At 70.0% G+C, this 26,500-nt stretch carries 17 protein-coding genes, 2 tRNA genes and 1 riboswitch; of the genes, 14 read left to right on the top strand and 5 right to left on the bottom strand.

Annotated features, from left to right (window positions below):
* Nucleotides 1-162 precede the first annotated feature (162 nt).
* Together AB0J58_RS17075 and AB0J58_RS17070 are read left to right on the top strand one after the other, a co-directional pair.
* Nucleotides 163-1,461: a hypothetical protein gene (locus tag AB0J58_RS17075; protein ID WP_364216354.1), complete on the top strand. Its 1,299-nt coding sequence runs from the start codon at nucleotides 163-165 to the stop codon at nucleotides 1,459-1,461.
* A 74-nt stretch (nucleotides 1,462-1,535) separates the two neighbouring features.
* Complete coding sequence (locus AB0J58_RS17070; protein WP_364216352.1) at nucleotides 1,536-1,997, top strand: hypothetical protein; 462 nt, start codon at nucleotides 1,536-1,538, stop codon at nucleotides 1,995-1,997.
* Nucleotides 1,998-2,087: 90 nt separating this feature from the next.
* On the opposite strand, the gene AB0J58_RS17065 is transcribed toward AB0J58_RS17070, so the two are convergent.
* Nucleotides 2,088-2,396 (bottom strand): YtxH domain-containing protein, encoded by a 309-nt coding sequence (locus tag AB0J58_RS17065; protein ID WP_343976451.1) that lies wholly within the window; start codon nucleotides 2,394-2,396, stop codon nucleotides 2,088-2,090.
* 172 nt (nucleotides 2,397-2,568) lie between these two features.
* Between AB0J58_RS17065 and AB0J58_RS17060 the strand changes: the two genes are divergently transcribed.
* From AB0J58_RS17060 to AB0J58_RS17050, 3 genes are all read left to right on the top strand, one after another.
* A tRNA-Asn gene (locus AB0J58_RS17060) sits at nucleotides 2,569-2,641 on the top strand.
* Nucleotides 2,642-2,991: 350 nt separating this feature from the next.
* Nucleotides 2,992-4,116, top strand: a complete 1,125-nt coding sequence (locus tag AB0J58_RS17055) for a nitric oxide synthase oxygenase (RefSeq protein ID WP_364216349.1) — start codon at nucleotides 2,992-2,994, stop codon at nucleotides 4,114-4,116.
* A 183-nt stretch (nucleotides 4,117-4,299) separates the two neighbouring features.
* Nucleotides 4,300-5,073 carry an enoyl-CoA hydratase-related protein gene (locus AB0J58_RS17050; protein ID WP_364216346.1) on the top strand — a complete coding sequence of 258 codons (774 nt, stop codon included), beginning with the start codon at nucleotides 4,300-4,302 and terminating at the stop codon, nucleotides 5,071-5,073.
* Between the two features lie 25 nt (nucleotides 5,074-5,098).
* Here the strand turns inward: AB0J58_RS17050 and AB0J58_RS17045 are convergent, their stop codons facing one another.
* Nucleotides 5,099-5,620, bottom strand: a complete 522-nt coding sequence (locus tag AB0J58_RS17045) for a DUF402 domain-containing protein (RefSeq protein WP_364216343.1) — start codon at nucleotides 5,618-5,620, stop codon at nucleotides 5,099-5,101.
* A 52-nt stretch (nucleotides 5,621-5,672) separates the two neighbouring features.
* A riboswitch (SAM riboswitch) is annotated at nucleotides 5,673-5,785 on the top strand.
* 125 nt (nucleotides 5,786-5,910) lie between these two features.
* Between AB0J58_RS17045 and AB0J58_RS17040 the strand changes: the two genes are divergently transcribed.
* From AB0J58_RS17040 to AB0J58_RS17020, 5 genes are read left to right on the top strand one after another with little or no spacing between them, the layout of a single operon-like run.
* Nucleotides 5,911-7,668, top strand: a complete 1,758-nt coding sequence (locus tag AB0J58_RS17040) for an FAD/NAD(P)-binding protein (protein WP_364216340.1) — start codon at nucleotides 5,911-5,913, stop codon at nucleotides 7,666-7,668.
* A 26-nt stretch (nucleotides 7,669-7,694) separates the two neighbouring features.
* The gene (locus tag AB0J58_RS17035; RefSeq protein WP_364216337.1) at nucleotides 7,695-9,320 is read left to right on the top strand and encodes an ABC transporter substrate-binding protein; all 1,626 of its coding nucleotides are present in this window, start codon (nucleotides 7,695-7,697) and stop codon (nucleotides 9,318-9,320) included.
* Nucleotides 9,317-10,288: an ABC transporter permease gene (locus AB0J58_RS17030; protein WP_364149117.1), complete on the top strand. Its 972-nt coding sequence runs from the start codon at nucleotides 9,317-9,319 to the stop codon at nucleotides 10,286-10,288. Before AB0J58_RS17035 ends, AB0J58_RS17030 begins: the two co-directional genes overlap by 4 nt.
* 46 nt (nucleotides 10,289-10,334) lie before the next feature.
* A complete protein-coding gene (locus tag AB0J58_RS17025; RefSeq protein WP_343976433.1) occupies nucleotides 10,335-11,204 on the top strand; it encodes an ABC transporter permease in 870 nt (289 codons plus the stop codon).
* Nucleotides 11,201-12,874 (top strand): ABC transporter ATP-binding protein, encoded by a 1,674-nt coding sequence (locus AB0J58_RS17020; protein ID WP_364216334.1) that lies wholly within the window; start codon nucleotides 11,201-11,203, stop codon nucleotides 12,872-12,874. Before AB0J58_RS17025 ends, AB0J58_RS17020 begins: the two co-directional genes overlap by 4 nt.
* On the opposite strand, the gene AB0J58_RS17015 is transcribed toward AB0J58_RS17020, so the two are convergent.
* On the bottom strand, nucleotides 12,820-14,076 hold the full coding sequence (locus AB0J58_RS17015) for an MFS transporter (RefSeq protein ID WP_364216331.1): 1,257 nt from the start codon (nucleotides 14,074-14,076) through the stop codon (nucleotides 12,820-12,822). The two genes, AB0J58_RS17020 and AB0J58_RS17015, sit on opposite strands and share 55 nt — an antisense overlap.
* A 157-nt stretch (nucleotides 14,077-14,233) precedes the next feature.
* On the opposite strand from AB0J58_RS17015, the gene AB0J58_RS17010 reads away from it, so the two are divergent.
* Both AB0J58_RS17010 and metG read left to right on the top strand, forming a co-directional pair.
* Nucleotides 14,234-14,806: a MarR family winged helix-turn-helix transcriptional regulator gene (locus tag AB0J58_RS17010; RefSeq protein WP_364216328.1), complete on the top strand. Its 573-nt coding sequence runs from the start codon at nucleotides 14,234-14,236 to the stop codon at nucleotides 14,804-14,806.
* A 115-nt stretch (nucleotides 14,807-14,921) separates the two neighbouring features.
* Nucleotides 14,922-16,505, top strand: a complete 1,584-nt coding sequence (gene metG / locus AB0J58_RS17005) for a methionine--tRNA ligase (RefSeq protein WP_364216325.1) — start codon at nucleotides 14,922-14,924, stop codon at nucleotides 16,503-16,505.
* A gap of 10 nt (nucleotides 16,506-16,515) precedes the next feature.
* Here the strand turns inward: metG and galK are convergent, their stop codons facing one another.
* Nucleotides 16,516-17,634 carry a galactokinase gene (gene galK, locus AB0J58_RS17000; RefSeq protein ID WP_364216322.1) on the bottom strand — a complete coding sequence of 373 codons (1,119 nt, stop codon included), beginning with the start codon at nucleotides 17,632-17,634 and terminating at the stop codon, nucleotides 16,516-16,518.
* Nucleotides 17,635-17,783: 149 nt separating this feature from the next.
* Here galK and AB0J58_RS16995 point away from each other — a divergent pair.
* Nucleotides 17,784-17,857 (top strand) — tRNA-Ile (locus AB0J58_RS16995).
* Between the two features lie 256 nt (nucleotides 17,858-18,113).
* On the opposite strand, the gene AB0J58_RS16990 is transcribed toward AB0J58_RS16995, so the two are convergent.
* Nucleotides 18,114-24,758 (bottom strand): PKD domain-containing protein, encoded by a 6,645-nt coding sequence (locus tag AB0J58_RS16990; RefSeq protein ID WP_364216319.1) that lies wholly within the window; start codon nucleotides 24,756-24,758, stop codon nucleotides 18,114-18,116.
* 1,254 nt (nucleotides 24,759-26,012) lie between these two features.
* Here AB0J58_RS16990 and AB0J58_RS16985 point away from each other — a divergent pair.
* The gene (locus AB0J58_RS16985; protein ID WP_364216316.1) at nucleotides 26,013-26,438 is read left to right on the top strand and encodes a cellulose binding domain-containing protein; all 426 of its coding nucleotides are present in this window, start codon (nucleotides 26,013-26,015) and stop codon (nucleotides 26,436-26,438) included.
* Nucleotides 26,439-26,500 lie beyond the last annotated feature (62 nt).

The following is a 26,500-nucleotide window of genomic DNA, read 5'->3' as shown; positions in this document are numbered from 1 at the left end:
CCGTGGGGGGCTCTTTTGCTCGGCTAATACCACTCCTGGGGCCCCTCCGGGGGCGGGCCCCGGGAACCTGGCTTCCCGGGGCCCGCGCCGTTTCACCGCCCTTTTTCCCTCGTCCGGAAAGGCGGGCTGTTCTCCCGGCCGATACAGGCGCAGACTGGGCGGATGGAGTCGCGAGCGGCGGTCGACGATGCCGCGCTCGGGCGCGAGGCGTGGTCCGTGCTCGACGCGAACTCGACGGGTGCCGCGACCGTGCCCGCGCCGGGCCTCTATCCGCACCAGTGGAACTGGGACTCCACCTTCGTCGCGATCGGCCTGGCCCGCTGGGACACCCGCAGAGCCGGAACCGAACTGCTCAGCCTGCTGGCGGGGCAGTGGCACACCGGGATGGTGCCGCACATCGTCTTCCAGCCCGCCCACGAGGAGGTCTACTTCCCCGGCCCGGCCATCTGGCGCTCGACGGAGCACCGGGCCGCTCCCCACGGCGTGTGCACCTCCGGGCTGACCCAGCCGCCGCTGCAGGCGCTGGCCCTGTGGTGGGTGTGGCGGCACGCGGCCGACCGCGACACGGCCGCGGCCCTCGTACGGCGGATCTACCCGATGCTGGTCGCCCAGCACGGCTACCTCGCCAGGTCCAGGGACCTGGGCGGGGGAGGGCTGGCCGCGATCGTGCATCCATGGGAGTCGGGGATGGACGACAGTCCCGTCTGGGACGCCCCGCTGGAGGCGCTGCCCCCGGTCCGCCGCGCCTACCGGCGCGAGGAGCCCTCCCAGTGGCAACCCGACAGCCACCACGACCGCTACATGGCGCTGGTCCTGGGCTACCGGGACTCCGGCTACGACCCGGCCTACCTGAGAGACGAGCACCCGTTCGCGGTCGAGGACCCGATGTTCAACGGGATCTGGCTCGCCTCCTGCCAGGCGCTCGCCGAGCTGGCGCCGGTGGCCGGCGCGGACGCGGGTCCGCACCGGGAGGCGGCGGAGCGGATCCGCGCCGCGCTGCTGGACCGGCTCTGGGCCGACGGCGCCTTCCGCGTCCGTGATCTGCGCGCGGGGCGGCTCAGTTCCATTCGTACGGTCGGCTCCTTCGGGCCGATGCTCGACGAGGGGCTGCCGGCCGACAGGATCGCGGAGCTGGTGGTGACGTTGGAGTCGGCGAGCTTCATGGGAGCCGCGGGATACCCGGTGCCGAGCTGTGAGATCCGCGCTCCGCAGTTCGACCGGTCCTGCTACTGGCGCGGGCCGTCCTGGGTGAACACCAACTGGCTGCTGCGGCGGGCGGCGGCGGTGCACGGCCTGGCGGGGTTGGTGCGGGTGCTGGGCTCGCAGACCCTGCGCCTCGTACGGCAGGCGGGTTTCCGCGAGTGCTTCGACCCCTTCGACGGCAGCGGACGAGGCAGCCGGGACTTCTCCTGGTCGGCCGCGCTCACCCTCGACCTGCTCGCGGATACCGTGGAGTGTTGAGGTACGGCCATCGCCGGACACGACACCGAACCATGCGGGGCCGCGCCGCGCCTGTCCACGCCGTGAGGATTCACATGAAGCTCTTCCGCCGCCTGCCCGCCGAGGTCCGCGAGGCCATCGATCCCGGTGACCGGGTGCTCACCTATGCCGAGGGCCCGGACGGTTACGTGATCGCCGCGGACAGGGCGCTTTACCTGGGCGGCGAGCGCCTGCCCTGGTTCTGTGTGGACCGCGGCGCCTGGGACGAGGAGGGCCTGACCGTCGTCACCACCGACGGGCGGTCGTACCGGGCGCTGCTGCCCGAGCCCGGCCGGATCCCCGAGGCCGTGCGGGAGCGGGTGACCGCCTCGATCGTGGTCAACCACTATGTCCCGCTGGACGCGCGAGGGGGAGTGCGGCTGGTGGCGAGGAAGGCCGACGCCGACCGGCTGGTCTGGGAGTTCGTCTTCGACGCGGGTCTCGACCCGGACGACGCCGGGCTGCGCGCCCTCGCGGAGCAGGCGCTTGAGGAGACCCGCAGGAGCTTCGGCGTCTGAGCCGCGGCCCGAGGGGGCCGGACACGCGAAAGGCCCCTGAAGGGGCCTTTCGCGGGATTCTCGGGTGCCGACAGGGCGGCACCCGTGAGATCAGTAGGGCGTGTCGGTCCGCTGTTTCTCCGGCCAGCCGGTGCCCGTGTCGTCGTGCTCGTCGTGCCAGCCGTTCGCCGACTGCAGGAAGGGCAGCCGGTTTCTGGCCGCGTCGCTCACCTTGGTCCTCGCCACGCCGGTGGCCTTGGAGACCTTCGCGCCCATCAGGCCGGCCGTCTCCTGCACGGTGGGGTTGTCGATGACCCGCTGGGCCATCCTCTTGATCTGCTCGTAACGCTCCCGACCGGCGCGGCTCCCCAGGATGTAGCCGGCCGCGAAGCCGATCCCGAACATCAACCGATAACGCATGTCCACCTCCACAAGCATGTTCCGCAGGTCCCTGTCCTGTGATCACCTGCGGATAGCCATTCGTCTCGCACCTACCCCGGACTATCGATGCGACACACACCCATGGAGTGCGCTAATCTATTCCTGCGCCGCAAGGAACGGGGACACCCGATCCGACCAGCGCAAAGCGCAATCCCGTGTAGCTCAATCGGCAGAGCAGCCGGCTGTTAACCGGCAGGTTATAGGTTCGAGTCCTATCGCGGGAGCCGACACCGGAGCCCCGGAAGCCCAGCTTCCGGGGCTTTTGGCATCTCATACCTCGGTTTGGTGGCCTGTTCGTGCCCCGATTCAGCGGACAAACCACGGTGAATCACAGAAAATGAGTGAGGCCCTGCCCGGTGTCGCCGCGATCGCGGCGATGAGCCGGCGCACGGTCGCCGCGGACCAACAGTGATCGCAGCGGGGAAGGGCCGCCGCGTTCAGGGCACCACGCCGCCCGGAACGGCAGTCGTGCCCGTGAGCCACAATGGGTGGTTTTTCTGTGCTGACCTGGCGAAGGTCCCGGCGTGCGCCGGATCCGTTCCCCGAGCCTCCCAAGGCCCCCGGGGTCCCCGAGGTGCCTCCAGCCGACGTGATGGCGGCGGCCGAGGACTACCTGAGGCTGTTTCACGCGGAGAATCCCGGCGCGGGGGTCCTGCGGGAGCGCCTGCGCGAGATCCGGCAGGAGATCGCCGACACGGGAACGTACACGCACACCAGCGGTGAGCTGGTCTTCGGCGCCAGGGTGGCCTGGCGCAACAGCGGCAGATGCATCGGGCGGCTGTACTGGCGCTCGCTGCGGGTGCGCGACCGGCGGCATGTCACCACGGCCGAGGGCGTCGCCGTCGAGTGTGTGAACCACCTGCGGGACGCGGCGCCCGGCCGCCGGATCCGCCCGACGATCACCGTGTTCCCCCAGGACCGGCCGGGGGCGCCGGGACCGCGGATCTGGAACGAGCAGCTCATCCGGTACGCCGGGTACGCGACGGCGGACGGTTCGGTCGTCGGGGATCCCCGCTACGTCGGCTTCACCGCGATGCTGCGCGAGCTGGGCTGGTCCGGCGGTCCCGGAAGCCCCTTCGACGTCCTCCCACTGGCGATCTCGGTCGGGAGCGGGCCGCCGCTGCTGTCCACGATTCCCGGCGACGCCGTGCTGGAGGTCGCGCTTTCGCACCCCCGTCACCCGTGGTTCGAGCAGCTGGGGCTGCGCTGGCACGCGGTACCGGTCATCTCGAACATGTGCCTGGAGATCGGCGGCGTCTGCTATCGGGCGGCGCCGTTCAACGGCTGGTACATGGGCACCGAGATCGGCGCCCGCAACCTGGCCGACGCCGACCGCTACGACCTGATGCCGTTGATCGCCCGGCGTCTGGGCCTGAACACCGGCACCGACCGCTCGCTCTGGCGGGACCGGGCGCTGGTGGAGTTGAACGTGGCGGTCCTGCACTCCTTCGAGCGGGCGGGGGTGACGATGACGGACCACCACACCGAGGCCAGGCACTTCCTGATCCACCTGGAGCGCGAGGAGCGGGCAGGACGGGTCTGCCCCGCGGACTGGACCTGGATCGTGCCGCCCATGTCGGCCTCGGCCACGCCGGTCTTCCACCGCTACTACGAGGACAGGCGGCTGTCGCCGAACTTCGTCCACCACGCCGACTCCCTGGAGCGTGCGCTCGGTCACCGGACCGCGCCGGGAGGTTGATTCAGAGGAGACGTACCGCGTGGTGGGGCGCGCCCCGGCCCGCTCCCGCGGGCCTCCCTCTCCCCGGTCCGCTCGCACCTGCTGACACCGGGAAGGGAAAAGGTGTAGAACGATATTCTGTAGCTCTCCGGGTGGGGAGCTCCTGTGCGGGAGCGCCTCGGGGGCTTCCGGGAGGGAGATGCGATGGTCGACCTGGTGCTGCCGTCGATCGAGCGGGGCGTGCTGACGTTGACGTTCAACCGGCCGGACCGGCTCAACGCCTGGACCGACGAGATGGGCCGCCGCTACTTCGACCAGCTGGCCGAGGCGGAGAAGAACCCCGAGGTCCGGGTGATCGTGGTCACCGGTGCGGGGAAGGGCTTCTGCGCCGGGGCGGACTTCAGGACGCTCACCGCCATCCAGGACGGCTCGTACGCGGGGGAGCCCGACCGGCGCCCCAACACCTTCCCGACCACGATCCGCAAGCCGATCATCGCCGCGGTCAACGGCGCCTGCGCCGGGCTCGGCATGGTCCACGCCCTGGTCTGCGACCTGGTCTTCACCGCCGCCGAGGCCAAGTGGACCACCGCCTTCGCCCGGCGCGGCCTGGTCGCGGAGTACGGCCTGTCGTGGATCCTGCCCCGCCTGGCCGGGCAGGCCAGGGCCATGGACCTGCTGCTCTCCGGGCGCACCTTCACCGGCGCCGAGGCCTGCGATCTGGGCCTGGCCAACCGGGCGGTGCCGGGAGAGCGGCTGATCGAGGAGACCCTGGCCTACGCCCGCGAGCTGGCGACGTACAGCTCTCCGGCCTCGATGGCCGTGATCAAGCGTCAGATCTGGGGCGACTGGCAGCAGACCCTGGAGGCGTCGGAGTCGGCCGCGGCACGCCTGATGGTCGACTCCTTCACCCGGCCGGACTTCGCCGAGGGCGTCGCCAGCTTCGTCGAGCGCCGCGCCCCCGGCTTCCCGCCGCTGTAGTCACGTCGTAGTCACTCCGGCGCTCTCAGCTGACCAGGGCGAGCCAGCGCGGAGCGGTGTCGAAGGGGGCCGTGCGGGCGGTGACGGCCTCCATCAGCCAGGCGGCCGAGGCGCGGGCGCTCCGGACGACCTCGGGCGGGTAGGCGTACCTGACCCGGTGCTCCTCGAACTCGTCCTCGTCGTCCAGGAAGACCCGGCAGGTGCGGCCCTTCGCCGGGTTGCGGCGCGTCCGGATCACGTCGAGGTCCAGGTCGACCATGGTGACCTCGCCGTCGCTCCACCGTGGCACGGTGGAGATGTCGCAGTAGATCTCGTGTTTGTGCGGGGCGGAGTTGAAGGCGGCGGTCCACCAGGCGTCGCGGGGGAAGAGCATCACGAAGGCATGCGGGGAGGCCACCTCGGGTCCGTGGCCCTTGCGGCCGACGGAGTTGGCCGCGCAGCCGGTCCACACCCCGTGCTCGTCCTCGCCGAGCAGGAGACCGCTGTGGTTCCAGTGCAATGACCCGTCGTATTTGCGGTAGACCACCTTCACCGTCTCATAGGACATTCCCCAACATTAAGCCTTGACAGAGATCTATGTATTTCCTACCTTCTAAATAGGTTAAGAGTGTCAGTGCGAAGCCCCGGCTGGCTGACCGGCAACCCTCGCACCGCGGCGGGGTGCCTCCGGGGGAGACCTGGTGGCACGGTCGGCGTGCCGCAAGCGCGGACCCCCTCACCGGGGTCACCGAGACATGTCCGGGAGTGCCACATGTCGAAGACCAGCACACTGAACTGCGCGAGCCCCGTCGCCCCCGACGCCCACGGCCACTACCGGCCGCATCGCAGAGCCGCCGCATGAGCGCCTCGATCGCCGTCGTCGGTGCCGGCCCGACGGGCACCTGCCTGGTGGAACGCATCTGCGCCAACGCCGCCGACCTGCTCGGCTGGCCCTCGCTCGACGTTCACGTGATCGACCCCCACCCGCCGGGTGGCGGCCGCGTCTGGCGCCGTGACCAGCCCGAGCTGCTCTGGATGAACTCCGTGGCCGCCGACGTGACGCTCTTCACCGACGAGTCGGTGCGCTGTGAGGGGCCGATCCGTCCAGGCCCCACGCTGGCCGAGTGGCTCGGCGGGGACCCAGGCACCTTCGCCTCCCGCCCGGCGCAGAACGGCTACCTCTCCCACGTCTTCGGGCACGCGGTGGAGACCGCCCCGCGCGGGGTCCGGGTGCACGTGCATCCGGCCCGCGCCGTCGACCTCGCCGACATCCCCGGCGGCCAGGCGGTGCGGCTGGAGGACGGCCGGACGATCGAGGTCGACGCGGTGATCCTGGCCCAGGGGCACGGCGACGTGACCCCGAACGGGGAGGAACGGGCGCTGGCCGACCTGGCCGTGCGCGGCGGGCTGCGCTACCTGCCCACCGGATACGCGGCCGACCTCGACCTGGACGGCATCCCCGCCGGAGAACCGGTGATCGTGCGGGGGATGGGGCTGGCCTTCGTCGACCTGATGGTGCTGCTCACCTCGGGCCGGGGCGGCCGGTTCGTCCGCGAGTACGACGGGGAACTGGTCTACCTGCCCGGCGGGCGGGAGCCCCTGCTGCACGTGGGATCACGGCGCGGCGTGCCGTACCACTCCAAGACCGGCTACCCCTTCGGGGGAGCACGCCCGCCGGTGCCGCGCTTCCTCACCCGCGAGGCGCTGGGCGAGGGCCCGTGGAACTTCCGCCGGGACGTGTGGCCGCTGGTCGCCAAGGAGCTCGCCTTCGCGTACTACCACGAGCTCCTCACCGCCCACCCCGAGCGCGCCAGGCTGGACTGGGCGGCGTTCGCGGCGGCGTTCGCCGGCGAGGAGTGGCGCAGCCCGGGCATCCGCAAGCTGATCCGTACGGCCGTGCCCCGGCACCTGGACCGGCTCGACCTCGACCGGCTCGACCGGCCGCTGGCGGGCATCGGGTTCGGCGACCGGGCGGGGCTGCAGAAGTGGATGCACGGCTACCTCGCGGCCGACCTGGAGCGGCGCGCCGACCCGGCACACAGCGCCGACCACGCCCTGATCCTCGGGCTGCTCTCCGTCTACGGCGTCCTGGCCGAGCTGGGCGTCTCCGACCCGTGGTTCCACGGGTTCTTCAGCTACCTCGCCAGCGGCCCGCCCGGCCCCCGTCTTGAGGAGTTGCGCGCCCTGGCCAGGGCGGGGGTGGTCACCTTCCTCGGCGCCGACCTCAAGGTCGACCAGCACGACGGGCGCTGGCGGGCGCAGAGCCCCACCGTGCCCGGCGGCGTGACGGCCACGACCCTCGTCGAGGCCAGGCTGCCCGCGCCCAGCGTGAGCCGGGCCACCGACCCGCTCATCGGCGCGCTCCGCGACCGGGGCGAGCTCGACGAGAAGTCGGGGCTGGTGAACGTGCGGGCCGCGGACCGCCGCCTGGTCGACAGGTCCGGCACCCCGCACCCGCGCAGGTTCGCCTTCGGTCCCTGGGTCGTCGGCGGCCAGGCCACCGGCGGCTTCGCCAGACCCCGTCTCAACGCCCCGCTCTTCCGCCACGCCGACGCCCTCGCGCGGATCGTCCTGTCCGAGGCGGTCGGCACCCAGACAAGAAGGCACGTCGCATGAACCGCCAGGTCTCGAAGGAGCAGAGAGTGAAGTTGCGATGGGGCGCCCTGACCCTCGCCGGGGTGCTGGCGCTGGCGGCGTGCGGAGCCGAGAGCGGGGCTCCGGCCGCGGCGGCCGGCGGCGACGGAGGGTCGCTCGTCTGGGCCGTCGAGACGCAGCCGATCACCTTCAACCCGCACCAGTGGGGCCAGAACAAGGCGCGCCTGCTGGTCCACAACCAGTTCGACGCGTTGATCGCCCGAGGCGGGAACGGCGATTTCCTGCCGTGGCTGGCCACCTCCTGGCAGGTCTCCAAGGACGGCCTGACCTACACCTTCGAGCTCCGCGACGACGTGACCTTCCACGACGGTGAGAGGTTCGACGCCGCCTCGGTGAAGGCGAACCTCGACCAGCTCGTCTCGCCCGGCTACAACGCGGCGGTCAGCGCCATCCAGCTGCGCAACTTCGACCACGCCGAGGTGAGCGCCCCGTACACCCTGAAGGTCACGCTGAAGGCCCCGGACGGACTGTTCCTGGACTTCCTCTCCTCCCCGCTCGCCGGCCAGGTCTCCCCGAAGTCGCTGAAGAACGCCAAGGACCTCAAGGCGGGCGGGGTCGACGTGGTCGGCACCGGGCCGTTCATCCTCGACCGGTTCACCCCCGGCCAGGAGGTCCACTACCGGCGCAACCCGAACTACGACTGGCCGCCCGCCGGCGCCGCCCACCAGGGGCCGGCACACCTGGCCGAGGTCACCTACCGCTTCCTGCCCGAGGCGGCGGTGCGGGTCGGCGCGCTCACCTCCGGGCAGGTACAGGTGATCGAGGGCGTGCCCGCCACCGAGATCGGCCTCATCAAGGGCGACCCGGAGCTGACGCTGGAGACCAGCCTCAACTCCGGCAGCGCGTTCTCCTACTACTTCAACGTCTCCCGCCCCCCGTTCGACGACAAGCGGGTCCGCGAGGCGTTCCGCGACGCCGTCGACGTGGACGCCGTGCTCGACTCCGTCTACCAGGGCACCGCCAAGCGAGCCTGGAGCGTCATCGGCCAGGGCAGCCCGCGGTTCTACGACCCCTCGCTGGAGAACACCTTCGGCAACGACCCGGCGCGGGCCAACAGGCTGCTCGACGAGGCCGGCTGGAACGGACGTGACGCCGAGGGCTACCGGGTCAAGGACGGCAGGCGGCTGACGGTCCGCACGGTCAGCGCCGCGCCGTTCGTCCGCGACCGCCGTGACGTCCTCGCCCAGGCCGTCCAGGCGGCGGTCAAACGACACGCGGGGATCGACCTCCAGATCAAGCTCGTGGACCAGGGCACCGCGCAGAAGGCCGCCGACGAGAACGAGTACGAGATCTTCGAGAACTCGCGCGGCGACACCGACGCCGGGGCGGCGCTCAACCTGATCCTGCCGAAGGGCGCCGCGATCAACCGTACGAGGTACGAGAGCGCGGAGCTGGACCGGCTGCTCGCCGACGCGTCGGCGACCTCCGACCTTGCCGAGCGCAAGGAGCTCTACGCCAAGGTACAGAAGATCGTGGTCACGGACGAGGCGCTGCTGCTCCCGCTGTACGTGCCCGCCGACCAGATCGCCTACGGCGCGGGTGTCACCGGCGTCACCTTCGAGCCGGTCTCCGGCACCCCCAACAGTGCCTACGACGTCCGGATCGGGACATGAGCACCCTCACACTCACCCGGCGGCGGGGGCTGGCCGCCGCCGGGTGGCTCGGCCCGGTGGCCAGGCGACTCGGAGCGGGCGTCGCCGTGCTCTGGGCCGCCGCCACCGCGGCCTACCTCGCGCTGATGCTCGCCCCCGGCGACACGATCGACGTGCTGATCGGCGACGGCCTCGACACCCCCGAGCGGCGGGCGCAGATCATCGCCGAGTGGGGACTGGACCGCTCACCGCTCCAGCAGTACGGCGACTACCTGCTCCGCCTCCTCCAGGGTGACCTGGGCCACTCCTACGTCCTGCAGCGCGGTGTGGGGGAGATCCTGGCCTCCCAGATCTGGCCGACGGTCCAGCTGGCGCTCACCGCCGCGGCCTTCGGGGTGCTGCTCGCCCTGGTGCTCGCCCTGGCCACCGCCGGGCGCCGGTCCTGGCTCGGCGGCCTGGTCGGGCTCTCCGAACTGGCCGTCGTCTCGGTCCCGCCGTTCCTCGTCGGCATCCTGCTGCTCGCCGTCTTCTCCTTCACCCTCGGCTGGTTCCCCGTCTCCGGTGACCGGGGGTTCGTCTCGCTCGTACTGCCGGGACTGGCGCTCGGCCTGCAGATCGCGGGGGTGCTCGGGCAGGTGCTCCGCGAGGGCCTGGAACGCGCGCTGGAGGAGCCGTTCGCGGTGACCGCGCGCTCGCGCGGCATCACCGAGTGGCGGCTCGTCGCCGGGCACGCTCTGCGGCACGCGCTGCTCCCCGCCGTCACCCTCACCGGCTGGTTCACCGGCGCCCTGCTCGGCGGCGCGATCATCGTGGAGGCCGTGTTCGGCCGCCCCGGGCTCGGCCAGGTCACCGTCGGCGCGGTGAACAGCAAGGACCTGCCCCTGGTGATGGCGGTCGTGCTGATCTCCGCCCTCGTCTACGTGACGGCCAGCACGATCGTCGACCTCGCCTACCTCGCGATCGACCCCCGCCTGAGGAGGAGCAGATGAAGGTGCCGATGGTGACCCGGCCGCCGTACCGTCCGGGGAGGAGCCGATGACGACGGTCGCCGAGATTCCCGGTGTCGTGACCGCGGCCCCCGTTCCGGTGCGGCGCAGGTACGCCTTCAGGGTGCCGTCGGCGGTGCCGCTGCTGTTCCTGGCGGTGGCCGCGGTCGCCGCCGTCGCGCCCGGCCTGCTGACCGGCGTCGACCCGCTGGCCGCCGACCCGCTGCACGCGCTCGCCGGGCCGAGCGCCGAGCACTGGTTCGGCACCGACCACCTCGGCCGTGACGTGCTGTCGCGCGTCGTCCACGGGGCCGGGCACTCGTTGAGCATCGGCGCCGCGGCCATCGGCCTCGCAGCCGGGGCGGGTGCCCTACTGGGTGTCCTGGCCGGGCTGTCCCCCCGCTACCTCGACGAGCTGCTCGGCCGCCTGTTCGACGTGGTGGCCACCTTTCCGGAGCTGCTGCTCGCCCTGCTGGTCATCGCCGTCACCGGTCCGGGAACCGGCAACGTGATCCTCGCGATCGGCATCGCGCAGATCCCCAACTACGCCCGGGTGATCCGTGCCCAGACGTTCGTGGTGCGCCGCTCCGGCTACGTCGAGCAGGCGGTCACCTTCGGCCTGGCCAGGCCGGTGCTGGTCGCGCGCCATGTGCTGCCCAACGTGCTGGGTCCGCTGCCGGTGCTCGCCACGATCGGCATGGGCACCGCCATCATCGCCACCTCCGGTCTCAGTTTCCTCGGCATGGGGCCGCAGCCGCCCAGCCCCGAGTGGGGCTCGATGCTGTCGGAGGCCCGTGACTACCTGCGCGTCGCCTGGTGGACCGTGCTCTTCCCCGGGCTCTCCGTCACCCTGACCGTCATCAGCCTGACGCTCGTCGGGCGCCGCCTGCAGCGCCGTTTCGAAGGGAGAGACCGATGAGCCTCATCGACATCGAGGACCTGCGGGTCGGCTTCCCCGGGGCCGGGGTGGAGGCCGTACGGGGGGTGAGCCTGTCGATCGAGGCCGGCGAGTGCGTGGCGATCGTCGGGGAGTCGGGTTCGGGCAAGAGCGTCACGGCCAGGACACTGGTCGGGCTGACCGGCCCCGGCGCCTCGGTCACCGCCTCCCGGTTCACGGTCGACGGCCGGGACGCGCTCGGGTTCGGCGCCCGCGACTGGCGGCGGCTGCGCGGCCGGTTCGCCGGGTTGGTGCTCCAGGACGCGCTGACCTCGCTGGACCCGCTCCGCACCGTCGGCGACGAGATCGCCGAGGTGCTCGCCACCCACGACGTCGTACCTCGCGCGGCCAGGAGGAAAAGGGTGATCGAGCTGCTGGACGCGGTCGGGGTGCCGGAACCGGAGGTGCGCGCCCGGCAGTACGCCCACCAGCTGTCCGGGGGGCTGCGCCAGCGGGCCCTGATCGCCTCCGCCATCGCCGCCGACCCACCACTGATCATCGCCGACGAGCCGACGACGGCGCTCGACGTCACCGTACAGGCCCAGATCCTGCGCCTGCTCGCCGCCCGCAAGGCCACCGGGACCGCACTGCTCATGATCAGTCACGACCTCGCCGTGGTCTCCGCCATCGCCGACCGGGTACTGGTCATGAAGGACGGGGTGATCGTCGAGGAGGGGAAGACGGGGCGGGTGCTGGCGCTGCCCCGGCACGACTACACCAGGCTGCTGCTCGCGGCCGTACCCTCCGCGATCTCGCGTGGCACCCGGCTGTCCGCCATCGCCGCCGGGGGCGTCGCGCTGCGCACCCCGCTGCCGGAGCGGACCGTGGACCACGCCGCGCCGATTCTGGAGGCCTCGGGGCTCTCCGCCGCGTACGGCTCGCGCACCGTGGTCGACGACGTGTCCTTCGAGGTCTTCCCCGGCGAGACGCTCGGCATCGTGGGGGAGTCCGGTTCCGGCAAGACCACGGTGGCCCGGCTCGTCCTCGGCCTGCTCGAACCCACCTCGGGAGAGGTGCTGCTGGGAGGTGAGCCCTGGTCGGGCATCCCCGAGCGCGGACGACGCACCCGCAGGCCCCGGATCCAGGTGATCTCCCAGAACCCGCTCGGGTCGTTCGACCCCCGCTACACGGTGGGCCGCCTGGTCGCCGAACCGCTCCGCGGCGCCTCCTCCGGGAGCGGATCCCACCGCGGGGCCTCTTTCGGGAGCGGTTCCCGTCGCGGGGCCCCGGCCTCGTGGCGGAAGGACCGGGTGGCCGAGTTGCTCGACCGGGTCGGGCTACCGGCCGACGTCGCGGGACACCATCCCCGGCGCCTGTCGGGCGGCCAGCGTCAGCGGGTGGCCATCGCCAGGGCGCTGGCCACCCGCCCCGACGTGCTCGTCTGCGACGAACCGGTCTCCGCGCTGGACGTGTCGATCCAGGCACAGGTCCTCGATCTGCTCGCGGAGATCCAGGCGGCGGACGGGACCGCGATGATCTTCATCTCGCACGACCTGGGGGTGGTCCACCACGTCGCGGACCGGGTGCTGGTCATGCGCGCCGGGTGGGTCGTGGAGGAGGGGTACGTGGACGAGGTGTTCTTCCTGCCCCAGCACGACTACACCCGCGAGCTGCTCGGCGCGGTGCCCAAGCTGGTCTCCGCCGGCCCCTGACCAAGGCCGCGGACGTCGGGCAGGAGCAGCACGCCCAGGCAGGAGACGGCCAGCAGCGCCGCCGCCCCGTAGAGGGTGGTCGCCGCTCCCGTCACGCCGGCCAACGGTCCGGCCAGGGCCATGCCGAGGGGCGTCAGCCCGAGGGAGAGCAGCCAGTCGTACGCGGACACCCGGGAGATCGCCTCGGTGGGGATGTGTTCCTGCACGGCCGTCTCCCAGAGCGGGGACATGAACGCCAGGCCACCGGTCGCCAGCCCGTAGGCCACCGCGACGGCGAGCGCGGGCGCGCCGGCGGCGAGCAGGACCAGAGGGAGTGCGCCGAGCGCGAGCGCGATGTTGGCCACCACCAGGGGGCGCCGGGGCCTCGCCCGGAGTGCCAGCAGCGCGCCGCAGAGGGCGCCGACCGTGCCGCCCTGCACGATCGTGCCCCAGGCGAGCTCGCCGCCGAGGCTCGTGACGGCGATCACCGGCCCGATCGTGATCAGGGCGCAGCGGGCCAGGTTCCACAGCGAGTGGCCGATGAGGTTCGTCCAGTACCACCGGTGGCCGCGCAGCAGTGCCCAGCCCTCGGCGAGCTGCCTGACGAACCGCTCGTGCGGCACTGGCGGGATCGGCCCGAGCCGGAGGCGGCCGAGCAGCACCGCGCTGGCGGCGAAGGTCGCGGCGTCCAGCAGCAACGCCCAGCCGGGTCCGGCGGTCAGCGCGAGGGCGGTGGCGATTCCGGGGCCGAGCAGTATGGACCCGCGCTGGGCGATCGCCATGAGCGCGTTGGCCCCGGGGAGGTGCTCGGCCGCCACGGTGGCGGGCACCAGACCGGTCGTGGCGGGCCGGAAGAACGCGGAACCGGCACCGGAGATCGCGGCCAGCGCCGCCAGGTGGACGATGTCGACGGTGCCGGTGACCAGCTCGAAGCCCATGGCGGCGTGGGCGAGGCCGCAGACCACGTCCGCGCCGATCATCACGCGACGGCGTGGCAGCCGGTCGGCCCAGACGCCGCCGGGCAGCATCAGCGTCACCATGGCGATCGACTGGGCGGCCAGCACCACCCCGAGGTCGGTGACCGAGCCGGTCGCGGTGACGATCGCCAGCGCGAGGGCCACCGAGGTGACGGAGTCGCCGAGGCTCGACAGGGTTTGGCCGGCCCACAGCAGGCGGAAGCGGGGGTCCCGTAAGGGGGCCCAGGAGTCTCTCAGGGGGGTCATGGGGGCGAAATTACTACGAAATCAAAATATATGCATCCGTATAAATGAGGGCTCGGCGGAGCGCCGCGTGATGCCGGGGAGGCATCGGTGCACCGGCCCGCCAGGGCCGCCGGGGCCGAGCCGGTCGCCGCGGCGAGGACCGCGTTACCCTGTGGGCATGTCAGAGCCTGACTCCGTCGATCGGCACATCACGCACTGGTCCAGGGAGCTGTCCGACCTCGATCCGCAGATCGAGGGGATCTTCACCCGGATGCAGATGATCGTGCGGCTGCTCAGGCGCAACAAGGACAGGTGGCTGGCCGCCGGAGGGCTCAAGCACTGGGAGTTCCAGGTCCTGCACCACCTGGTCGCGGCCGGGCCGCCCTACCGGGCGACCCCGTCGCTGCTGGCCGAGTGGCTCGACACCCACCCGGCCACGATGACCAACCGGCTCGACCGGCTGGAGCAGGCCGGATACGTCGGCCGCGTGCACGACCCCGGCGACCGCCGCCGCCTGCTCGTCGCGCTGACCCCGGCCGGGCGCGCGATCTGGCAGGAGCGGATGGACGACGGCGGCCTGGAGGAGCAGGCCCTGCTCGCCCCGCTCGACCCCGGCGACCGTGAGCTCCTCGACGACCTGCTGCGCCGGATGGTCCGCGCGGCGGAGGCGGACGGACCGCCGCTCATGCCCGACTGGCCGTCAGGCCCGGACGCGGAAAACCGCATGTCGAAGCGGGGAACGGGTGGTTAGCATGAGAGCATGACCTTCCTGGTGATGCTCTTCCCCGCAGCCGGGGTCACCTGACGTCTTCTTGAGGCCCTGAAACGGGGCCTCGATCTGTTTTCGGGCTCCAGCGGAGGTTCCGATGTCCCGAATCCTGCTCACCACGACCATCCCGTACGTCAACGCCCGTCCCCACCTGGGCTTCGCCCTGGAGCTCGTTCAGGTGGACGTGCTCGCCAGGCACCACCGCCTGCTCGGCGACGAGGTCAGGTTCCAGACGGGCACCGACGACAACTCGCTCAAGAACGTGCGGGCCGCCGAGGCCGAGGGGGTCGCCGTACGGGATCTCGTCGACCGCAACGCCGCCGAGTTCGCCCGCCTGGCGGGACCGCTCTCGCTCTCCTACGACGACTTCATCCGTACCAGCGCCGACCCCCGGCACCGGCCCGGCGTCGAGCGGTTCTGGCGGGCCTGCTCCGCCGACCTGTATCGCAGGCACTACGAGGGCCTCTACTGCGTCGGCTGCGAGCAGTTCTATCCGTCCGACGAGCAGTGCCCCGAGCACGACGCCCCGCTCCAGCGGGTGTCCGAGGAGAACTGGTTCTTCCGCCTGTCCCGCTACCGCGACGAGCTGTACGGCCTGATCGACAGCGGCCGCATTCGCGTCGAGCCCGCCGAGCGCCGCAACGAGATCCTGGCCTTCATCGCCGCGGGGCTGTCCGACTTCAGCGTCTCCCGCTCCCAGGCGCGGGCGCGCGGCTGGGGCATCCCGGTGCCGGGCGATCCCGGACAGGTGATCTACGTGTGGTGGGACGCGCTCGGCAACTACCTGACCGCGCTGGACTACGCGAGGGGAGAGCACGGCCACTGGTGGCCCGGCGCCGACCGGCGGATCCACGTGCTCGGCAAGGGCGTCCTGCGCTTCCACGCGGTCTACTGGCCGGCGATGCTGCTCTCGGCGGGGGAGGTGCCGCCGACGGACATCCTGGTCCACGACTACCTGACCGTGGACGGCCGGAAGATCAGCAAATCGGCACTCTCCGGCGGTCCCGGCCACTCCGGTGACGGCCCTACGGGAACCGAGCTCTCGGCCGTCGACCCGATCGGGCTCGTCGAGGCGTACGGCGTGGACGCGGTCAGGTGGTGGCTGCTGCGGGAGGTGCCCAGGGTCGGCGACGTCGACTTCACCGCGAGGCGGCTCATCGCCCGCCACGACGGCGAGCTGGCCGACGGGCTGGGCAACCTCGTCAACCGGGTGGTCAGCATGGTCCACCGCTACCGGGGCGGGATCGTGCCCGAGGAGCGTGAGACGGCTCTGGAGGAGGTCAGAGGCAAGGCCCGAGACGCGGTGCACGAGGCCCTGGAGGCGTTCGACTTCCGCGCGGCCACCGCCGCCGTCTACGCGGTCGCCGAGGAGGCCAACCGGTACGTCAACCGCACCGAGCCGTGGCGCCTCGCCCGCGAGGGCTCGCCCCGGCTCGACGCGGTCCTCGGCACCCTGGTCGCCACCTGCCGGGAACTGGCGGACCTGCTGGCCCCCTTCCTGCCGGACGCCTCGGCGCGGATCGCCGGCCAGTGCCGGGGAGAGCGGCTCGCCGACCCGGTCCCGCTCTTCCCGCACCACCGCCCCCGGGGTCCCGCCCCGGCCCGCGCGGAACAGCGGCTGACGTCATCCGTACCCTCGCCGCACTCCGACACCGTTCCCGCGAGGAGGTCCGGCGGGTGAGGCGGGTCGCTCAGATCAGTCGCCGTGCTCCCGCCGCCGGGGGCGCCGGATAGATCTCCGGTGCGGCCCAGCCGTGTTCGGCGTAGGCATGGGTGACGGCCTCCCGCACGGACTCCACCCGCTCGTCGGTGACCAGTGCGATCGCCGAGCCGCCGAACCCGCCGCCGGTCATCCGGGCCCCCCGGGCACCGCCCCTGACCGCCGACTCCACGGCCACGTCCAGCTCGGCGCAGGACACCTCGAACTGATCGCGCAGCGACAGGTGGGAGGCGTTCAGCAGGGCACCGATCTCCCGTACCGCCCCGGCCCGCAGCAGCCCGATCACCGCCTCGACCCGGTGGTTCTCCGTCACCACGTGCTGGGTGCGCCTGCGCTCGTCGCCGCTCAGCCTGGCGAGGGCGCCACCCAGGTCGATGATGTCGCGCAGCGCGTCCAGGCCCAGGTGCCTCGCGGCGTTCTCGCAGTCACGGCGGCGGCTGGCGTACTGCCCATCGGCGAGTTCGTGACGCACCCCGGTGTTGATGATGAGCAACTGGAGGCCGTGGCTCGCCAGGTCGAACGGGATGTTCCTGGTACTGAGGCTCCGGCAGTCCATGAACAGGGCCTTTCCCTCCTCAGCGAGGGCCGAGGCCGCCTGGTCCATGATTCCGCACGGCATGCCCACGAAGTCGTTCTCGGCCTTCTGCGCGGCCAGTGCGATCTCCATCTTGGTGAGGCCGAGCTCGTACAGCTCGTTCAGCGCGATACCGACGACCACCTCAAGCGCCGCGCTCGACGACAGCCCCGCCCCCTGGGGCACGTCCCCGTCGATCACCACATCCGCGCCCCCGACCTGGTGCCCGGCCCCGCGGAGCACCCAGAACATCCCGGCCACGTAACGGGTCCAGCCCTCGGCCTGGTCGGGCGTCGCGAGCGCGACCGGCTCGTCCGCCTGCAACGACCGCAGCCGGATCACCCCGTCCTCGCGCGGCGAGACCGCCGCGGTCACCCCCCACGGCACCGCGAACGGCAGCACGAATCCGTCGTTGTAGTCGGTATGCTCCCCGATCAGGTTGACCCGCCCCGGCGCGTGCCACACTCCGGCGGGCTCCGTTCCGTACGACTCCCGGAAAGCTTCAACAACGCGCATGATCCAACACTCCTCAACAAGGCCCACCGTCAGGGTAGCGAGTCCCCGGAGCCGGGTTCCGCCAAAGGTCACATCTTGAACCCGTCCCGCCCGGCAAGTGTGCGAACAGCGCCCACGTTTGGTTGAATGCCGCAGTACGGTGTGCACGAGGGGCGGTAGCTCAGCCGGTTAGAGCAGGGGACTCATAATCCCTGGGTCGCGGGTTCGAGTCCCGCCCGCCCTACCCCTTGTGACCATGACGAAAGCGCCCCTGACCTGCGTGTTCGCGGTCGAGGGCGCTTTTGTCATGTCCGGCTGTCCACGGCTGTCACCGATCGTTTGCGGCCAACCGCGCCGAATACGTGCCGACCGCGCGGCCCCGGTGTACGCGGTGGAAACCGTGGACGATCACGACCCGCCTGCTCGCGGCGACGGCCGGGCTGAAACCGGTGTGGGCCGGCCGGGTGACCGGCCGGCCCACAGGTTCTGTGGTTAACGGGTCAGCCGCTGATACGGATGACGCCGTTCACCGGTGCTGGTTTGCCGCTGTTGTCGTAGATCAGTTCACCCTTCTTCTTCTTCCATACCTTGATCGTCAGCTGGTCGGTGCGGTCGGCCGGCTTGCCGGCGTCGACCGCGGTGATCTCGTAGCTGACCTCGATGGTGCCGTTGACCTTCCCGTTTCCGCGCAGGACAGCGGTACCGCCGTCGGCGACCAGCGCCGTGGCGGAAGTACCGCGCATCGTGAATCCGGGGGCGTTGAAGGTCAGGCCGGTGGTGGGCTTGCCGGCCTTGCGCGGGTAGTGGGCCGAGAGGGCGAAGGTGGCGGTGCCCTCCTTGCCGCAGGCACCCTCCAGCCGGCAGGAACCGGCGGGCACCACGACGGTGCCGTCACCGACCACGGCCGTGGCCGGGGCGTAGACCTCGATGTAGACCTGCTCCCCGTTGACCGTGTCGGCGGTGGCACTACCACCGTGGTTGTCGGTCACGGTCAGCGAGATCGGGTAACGGCCAGGCTTGGTGAACACGTGCGACCCGGTGACCATGCCCGTGCTCTTACCTGCCTTCTTGCCCGCGTTCTTGCCCGTGCTCTTGGCGGGGCCGGCCAGGGCCGCGGGCACCGGCGTGCCGCCGACGCTCCACACAGCGGTGTGGACATCGGCGCCACCCGGATCGGTGAAGGTGGCGTTCAGCCTGACCTCGGCCCCCACCGCCACAGCCGTGACCGGCTGCTCGAAGGTCACCTCGGGGGCGGCGTTGGTGACGTGGACGGTGACCTGGGCACTGCCCGCGGCCCCCTTGTCGTCGGTGACCGTCAGCACGACCGTGTACTCCCCGGCCGACTGATACACGTGCTGGAGCTTGATCTGCCCCGCGGTCAAGGTCAGCGGCTGCGGACCCGCCCCGTCCCCGTAGTCCACCGTGTAGGTCCAGGCGGTGGAGTCGGGATCGGTGAAGGAGCCCGGCGTGGCCCAGACGCTGCCCGCCTCGACGGGGTACGGCGTCTCATCCACCGTGACCTGGGGAGCCTGGTTCGGCGTCGACTCGGTGACCACGGTGGCGGTGAACGTCGCCGTGGACGAAAGGCCGCCGTCGTCGCGGACCGTCACCGTGACCGGGTAGGTCCCGGTGGCGCCCCAGGTGTGCTCCAGCGCGATCTCCTGACCGGTGACGGTCACCGGCTTGACGCCCGAACCGTCGCCGTAGTCGACGGTCGCCGTCCACGAGGTGGAACCGGGGTCGGAGAACGATACGACGCGCTGGAACTTCTTCCCGGTCGCGATCTCGACGTCCGGCCCGGCCGTCACCACCGGCGCCGTGTTCGGCGCCTCCTCCTCGATGACATACGGCACGCCGGCCGCCCCGAGGGCGCCACCGCTGTCGTAGACCATCACCATCGCGGTGCCGGTGCGCGGGGCGGTGAACGTGCGGGTCACTTCGACGGTGCCGCCACCGGGCCGCTGGGTCACCACGGCCTCCACCGGGGGCCCGTCTCCCCACGCCACCTTCGCGGTGTGGGTGTCCTCGGCGTCGGCGTCGGTGAAGGGGATCTTCAGGGTGAACGGCTTGCCCACCGTGGCCTTCAACGGCTCCGCGGGGACCTCGACGACCGGTTCGGCGTTGGTCTTGAGGACGCCGCGACCGGCCAATGTCATCGTGTAGACGACCTCGGTGCCACCCTCCTCGGGGTCTTCCTCGGTTCCCGTGGTTTTCCCGGTGCCCGAGGCGCCTGCGCCGGGCAGGGGGAAGGGGTCTTCGGGATATCCGGTGTCGGGACGGTCGGAGTCACCGGGCATGGTGACGGTGGTGAAGGTCAGCTTCCCAGCCGCGTCCCCTTCCTTGTCCGGGGTGAAGGTCATATCAACAGAGCACGTGGCGCCCACTGCCAGCTCGACCGGGCAGCGCTCGCCCTGCCCGAACGGGCCCTCGGCCGTGATCGTCTTGATCTGCATCGGCTCGCTGCCCCGGTTGGTCAGCGTCGCCTTGATCGGCTGGCTGGTCGATCCGACCTGTACCGGATCCGTCCAGACGATCCCGGTCCTGTCCAGCCAGGGCCGGACCGTCGCCGCCGCCGACGCGCTGTTGCCGTCCGGCTTGGGGTCGGTCACCTCCAGGCTGTAGCCGTGGGCACCGGCCTTGAGCTCGGTCCCGTCGGCGGCATCCGCCGGCACAGTGGCACTCACCTTCACCGTGGCCGACCAGCCAGGCTCCAACACCTTGACCGTGTTGCGGTGCCCACCCTTGATCGGCGTGCACAGACCCCGGTAGGTCTCACACGTGCTCGCACCGGCAGTGTTGGGGGCGGCCACATCCAGCCGCACATCGGTCGCGGCCTCCGGCCCCTTGTTGGTCACCGTGGCCGTCCAGGTCACCGTCGACCCCGGCCCCGGCTCGGCCGGCGACACGCTGTGCGTGACCTCCAGATCCGCCCGGGCGGGACTGGGAGTCAGCAGCAACGACCGCTCCTGCTGGACGAACCCGTCCCCGTCCGGCGAGCGGTCACGCACAAACCCCTGTACCAGGATCTGCCCCGAGGAATTGACATCCCGTACGTTCCACATGCCCACACACGGCGAGGTCGTCTCCAAGGCGTCCTCCGGGCACCACGGCCGAGACAGCTTGTCCGTCAGCGGATACCGCGTGCCGTCCACCCACATCACCAGCGACCGCTTCGAGTCGAGGAACTTGCCCGGCTCGAAACCGACGATCACCCCGTTGTCGTTGACCGCGTTCGCCTCACCCGAACCCAGATCGACCGGCTTGCCGTCCTTCCACACCATGGCGCGCTTGATCGTCTTGTTCTCGGAGCTGCCGCACCGCAACGTGCCGACCACCAGACCGGTGTTGTTCAGATCGCTCGCCTTGCCACCGGTCACGGCGCATCCCTCGACCGTGCCCGGGAGCCTGGTCAGCACACCGTCGGCGTAGACCGCCGGCGCCGTGTCCTTGGGAAGACCGTTGGCATCCCGGCTGAACGTGTACGCACCCGCGATCGCACCAGCGGCGTTGATACGCGAGGTAAAGTCCTGCATGGTCTCGGGTATGTAGCCGACGCCATGATCGAACTCGGAAGGCAGCGCGACCGCGGCCCCCCCGTACCACGTCACGTAATCGCGCAGACCGGCATCGCCGAACACCTCACCGTTGTCGTTCAACGCGATGGCGGTGGCGTTCGATCTCGACGAGCTGTGGCCCGGTTGCAGATCGGTGATGGAACCGTCGTCGGACCAGACCACGGCGTGCCGGGTGTTGCGTCCGTTCACCGAGGTCACGGCCGAGCCGGACACATCCCCAGCCTCGTTGATGCCAAGGGCGCCGGTCTCGCACCTGACCGCGTCGTCGCTACAGGCCAGGCCGCTCAGCTCGGTGGCCTTGCCGTCCTGCCAGCGCACCGCGCGCGACTTGCCGTCCTCGCCGCGCACCCTGCCCGCGACCTGGCCGCGGTCGTTGAGCGCCCACGCCTCGGTCCTGGAGGGGTCCTGGTCGGGCAGCGTGCCGAGCTCGGTCACCTTGAAGGTGCCGAACCGCGCCGTCACGGTGTGCGCCCGGTCCATCGTCAGCGTCAGCGCACCCGGACCCCGCACCTCACCGTCGACCTCCCAGCCGATCGGGACACGCCCGGCCTCGGGAGTCGCGGTCACCTTCACCTTGGTCCCGGCCCGGTAGGTCGGCTGGGCCGGCGACGCCGACACCGAACCTCCCGGCTCGGCCGACAGCGACAGCTCGAACTCCCGCAGGTCCGGCTTCTTCACCTCGACCAGCGACTGCGCCGTGCGCGGTCCCTTGACGGTGTCGGCCTTCACCACGATGGAGTACACATCATCGGGAAGCGCATCGGACCTGGCGCCGTACACACCGTCACCGGCCGCACCGTCATCACTGTCGCCGTCGTCATTCAACGCCAGCTCGTGACGCGCACCGTCCTTACCGATCGCGACGGCCCGCACCGGCACACCGGTGACCGGGCGACTCTCGTCGGTCACCTCGGCGACCACCCGCACCCGGCCGTCATCAGAGGCGTCAGCCTTGACCACCGACACCCGGACCGGGTTCTCGGCGACCCAGGCACCCAGATCGGCCGTCACCGGCGCAGCCGCCGTATTCGTGACCTCCAGCTTCCACGCGCCTGCCTGCGGGGCGCCCACACGCAGCCCCTGGATCGGCTGCTTGGCCGCGTCGCTGCCCGCCGCGTACTGCGCCACCGCCTTACCGGACGGATCCCGCAGCAGCAACCCAACCGTCGACGGCAGGACAGCCGTGACACCGAACGCCGAACCCTGCGGCACCTCCAACGGCACGGCCACCGTCTTCCCCGGCTCCACCGAGGTCGACGGCGTGGCGAACATCGAAACCGGGTCCGTGCCGCCATCGGCGGAGGCCCCGGCCTTCGCGGTCGCCTTGGCGTCCGATCCGGTAGCCGCCTCCTTCTGCAGCTCGAGGAGCTCCCCGTCCTCGGGCGAGCCCGGCTCCGTTGCCAGCCGCGGCTTGACAAAGGAATCGAAGTCCGACTGGGACCCGGTCATCAACGTGTGAATCGTGCCGGTTGTCGGCATGTCGTTGTAGTACCGCGCGCTCCACTTCGGCACGATCAGGTCACCGTCGGGGAACGTAGTGGAGCCCGTGACGCTGGGCGGGGTGCAGGGCACGGGCCAGCCCACACCCACCAGGTTCGAGGGCGCCACGCCCTTGAGGTTGACGTACGCCTCGTTCAAGACCTCTTGCACGTATGTCGTGGTGTTCTCCCGCGTGGCCGGCCAGTAAGGAACCCCCAGCGGGTTCCACCCGTACAGCAAAACGAGCATGTCCGCGCACGGGGTCCCCCTGTTCGGGGTGCCCATCTGCAGCATCCGGTTGATCACCGGCTTCTTGTCCGGCGTTTGCGGCATGCCGTCCTGGATGTATCCCCGGCTGATCAGCCCGCCCATCGAATGCGCGATGACATCGACGCGAAACGCGCCGGTTTCCTTGCGCACGTTTTCGACGTACTTTGCCATTTCGGCGACGTTCTCGGGGAAATCCTTGGTGCGCTCGAACGGCTCCGGCAGGTTACCGGTGCTAAGCGTGCCGCCGTCGCTGCCGAATGCGCCGTCACCGACCGCGTACACCCCCAGTTTGGGGTGCATACCGGTCAGAATCGACTTGGTGGAATCCCATGAACTCTTCGCGTCGGACTTCCAGCCATGCGCCAGGACAACGGGCTTCGGCAGGACATTGAAGCTTTTCTCCTGGAAGTCCTCGGTAGAGTTTTCGACCTCCAGAAACGCCTTCAGATAGCGTTCTATTTTTGGTGCCTTTTTTTCCCAGGCAATCCCCGATGTCGACCAGTAGCGGTAGACGGTGGCTGTTTCCTTCGGGGCGAGCTTAAGCTTGGTCGTCTTACCAGGCAGCATGGCGGCGCTTTTGCCACTCTCAACCCCATGGCCGAAGTTGAGCTTCGCATCCAAGGGGAAAGAGCTGGGGTTGCTCACCTTTGCCGTGATGCGCATCTGATTGCCGTCGATCACGCTATCGGCTGGGACCCACTCCTCGGACGGGTACTTCTGCGTCTCAAGAGTGAGCGATTCGATGACGGGGTCCCCTCCCACATCAAGCAGGTAGAGGTGGTAGTTAACCCCCGGATCTTCTGACCCGGTATAGCCGACCAGGACGACCTGGTTATGGTCGTTGATGGCGACGGCATACTTGAAGTGTATCGTCTGCGACAGGTAGCTCAGGTTGATAGACCCATTGTTGTAAAAGAGAGCCGCCTCACTCTGGTCTTTTTCGTTGAACAGTACCCCGACGCCGACGCCGCTGTTGTTGATCGCGAACATCCTGCCCCCGGCGGTGGTGGACTGCACACGGGGTTCGCCTTTCGCATCCCAGATGACGGGGACAGCGTTACGGGGAATGCCGTTCTCTATCTTTGTCGCCCAGCCGGCTACCTCGCCCCTGTCGTTGACATCGTAGGCCATGGTAGGCCAATCCTCGTAATACAGCATGTCCCGCTCGAGATTTACGGGTTCACCAGGCTTGGTCCGGAAGGCATTCGCCGACCATATGTCATCTCTTTTATTGAGGTAACCGACGACCGAACCCTGGTTGTTCATCCCCTCTGCCTGGAACATCTTCAGGTCAGGGGGTTCCAGTCGTAGCTTCGAGCCATCGGAGTCCACTATCGATTCCGCATGCAGAATCTGCTCCTTATTGTTTACCGCCACCACGCCATAAAGGCGTTTGTCTCCTTTCTTGACCGTACCGTCTTTGTAAGAGAATTCGAGGTTGGGAGAGTCTCCCCGCCTCTCCTTCTTGTACCAGCCGAGCACCTTGCCGTCGCTGTTCACGGCCTCGGCGTAGCTGGGGAGATCCTTGTTGCCGAGGAGCGTGCTGACGTCGGTTCTCGTCCCGTCAGGTGAGATGACGATGGCCTTCTGACTGATGCCAAGCCCGGAAGGCGAACCCAGGTTCGCGACGACCCGGCCAGAGTTGTCGATTCCCGCGACACTCCAGCGCCAGCTGCCCCAGTGGGCGTCGAGGCTGCCCAGATCGGTGATCTTGAAGGGCTCGTCCGCCATCGCGGGCTTCGGGTCCGGAGCCGGCGCCGAGGTGGAGGCCTGCGCGGGCAAGGGGATGGCGAGAGCGCCGCCGACCACCGCGGCGATCACAGGGAGCGCGATCCGCCGAATGGAAGCGGGATTGAATAACTTGAGCAAAGATAGCTCCGAAACTATGGCCGTACCCGACAGGTATGGCCAGGGGGGTGTTGAGTACACGACGCGTAGCGAATCGAATACTCGATAACGACATGATCGCGGCCGGTGCCGGAGCACTCAGCCGTCTTGGCAGAAAAAACGGTTTCCCTAACCGCGTACAGGTTCAACCGGACTCGGCCCGCCGGCTCGTGTCGCTCTGCTTTGCGCACCCGGGACAACAAAAACCAGACGGACGGTTCCAGCTCTACGTGCGCCCTCGGCGCAAACACGGTTCGAAACTTCGTGACAGGTGTTCTCCTGATATAGGGGTAGGTTGATTCAACGCTCATCATGAGTGGCCGGACTTGTGAGTGACATGTGAAGTCTTGTGGCCCGTGGACACCGCCGCGCATCGCACATGACCAGGCCCAGGGCGGGCCGGGCCTGGTCCGAGGACCTACCCGGTGGTTGTCCGAGCTTTCGGCGATTCCAGGCCGGGTGTTCGCGGGCCTCGTCGTCGTTTCCGAGGCTCGTGGGGGTCCAGGTCAGCCGTTGACGTAGAGGACGCCGGTCATCGGCGCGGGTTCACCGCTGTTGTCGTAGATCCGCACCTTGACCATCGGGTGGTCGATGCGGTCGGCTGCTCTGCCCGCGTCCACCGCGATGATCTCGTACGTGACCTGGATGGTGCCGTTGACCTTCCCGTGCCCGCGCAGGCCCGCGTGTGCCCGCCTTCTGCAGGTGCTGTCCGGTAGGTCCAGGAAAGTGAGTCGGGGGAATCGAGGTGGGTGAAGTCGGGGTGCCGGGTGAAGGGGCCCACACCGACGACAGCGCTTCACGGGTCCGTGGTTCCGCACATCCGAAGCGGATGATGTCCGGGATCCACCTACGGCGAAAGATACGCCGACGACTTGTGAACAACTTGCGATGACTTGCCGGAGCATCACAAGCCCCCGGAGGGGCAGTGGGAACCGCGCCCGGCCGGAGATCCGGGCGGTACGAAACCCCTCGACCGTATTGCTGAATCCTCCCCGCCGGAGCAGGCCACGGGGAGGTCCGTGCTGTCCCGCGAAGGTGGTCGCGGGGGCTCCGGCCTGGGAGATCGGCTCTGTGATCAACTCTTGGTAAAGAAGTCGAGGGGAGTGTGAGCAGGCCAACACCCCTCTTGACCAAAACTATAAGGATTCTGTAGAAAACTCGGTAAACCTAGTTGGGGGGAGCTCGAACATGCGACATCGGCGGATCGGCGTCCTGGCCGCGGCGGTTCTGGTGCCGGTGATCATCGCGATCCCGGGGATCGCGACCGCCGAGGCGGTCGGGGCCTCCGCGTGCGAGGCGACGTACAGGGAGGTCAACTCCTGGTCCTACCGGGAGGACGGGTCCCGGGTGACCGACAACATGGTCAAGATATCGATCAGGAACACCGGCACCTCGACCATCGACGAGTGGCGGCTGGACTGGACGTGGCCGGGCAAGCAGAAGGTCACCGTCTCACTGGCCGGCCGGATGGACCAGTCAGGGGCCCATGTCACCGTGCACAGCAACGGGTCGTGGAATCCCGTGAAGCCGAACGCCGTGGTCCGGCAGGCCTTCATCCAACGAGGGGCCTCCGCCGTCCCTGTCCCGGTCGTGACCTGCACCCCCGTCCAGTAACACCTCGGGTACGGACAGCCTCCGGCGGGAAGCGCCGTCCGCACCCGACCTCCACCCGTGGA

This window comes from Streptosporangium sp. NPDC049644 (assembly GCF_040675205.1).
Taxonomy (GTDB): Bacteria; Actinomycetota; Actinomycetes; order Streptosporangiales; family Streptosporangiaceae; genus Streptosporangium; species Streptosporangium fukuiense.
The sequence above is the reverse complement of the archived record's forward strand: the minus strand, read 5'-3'. Positions and strand labels throughout refer to the sequence as shown.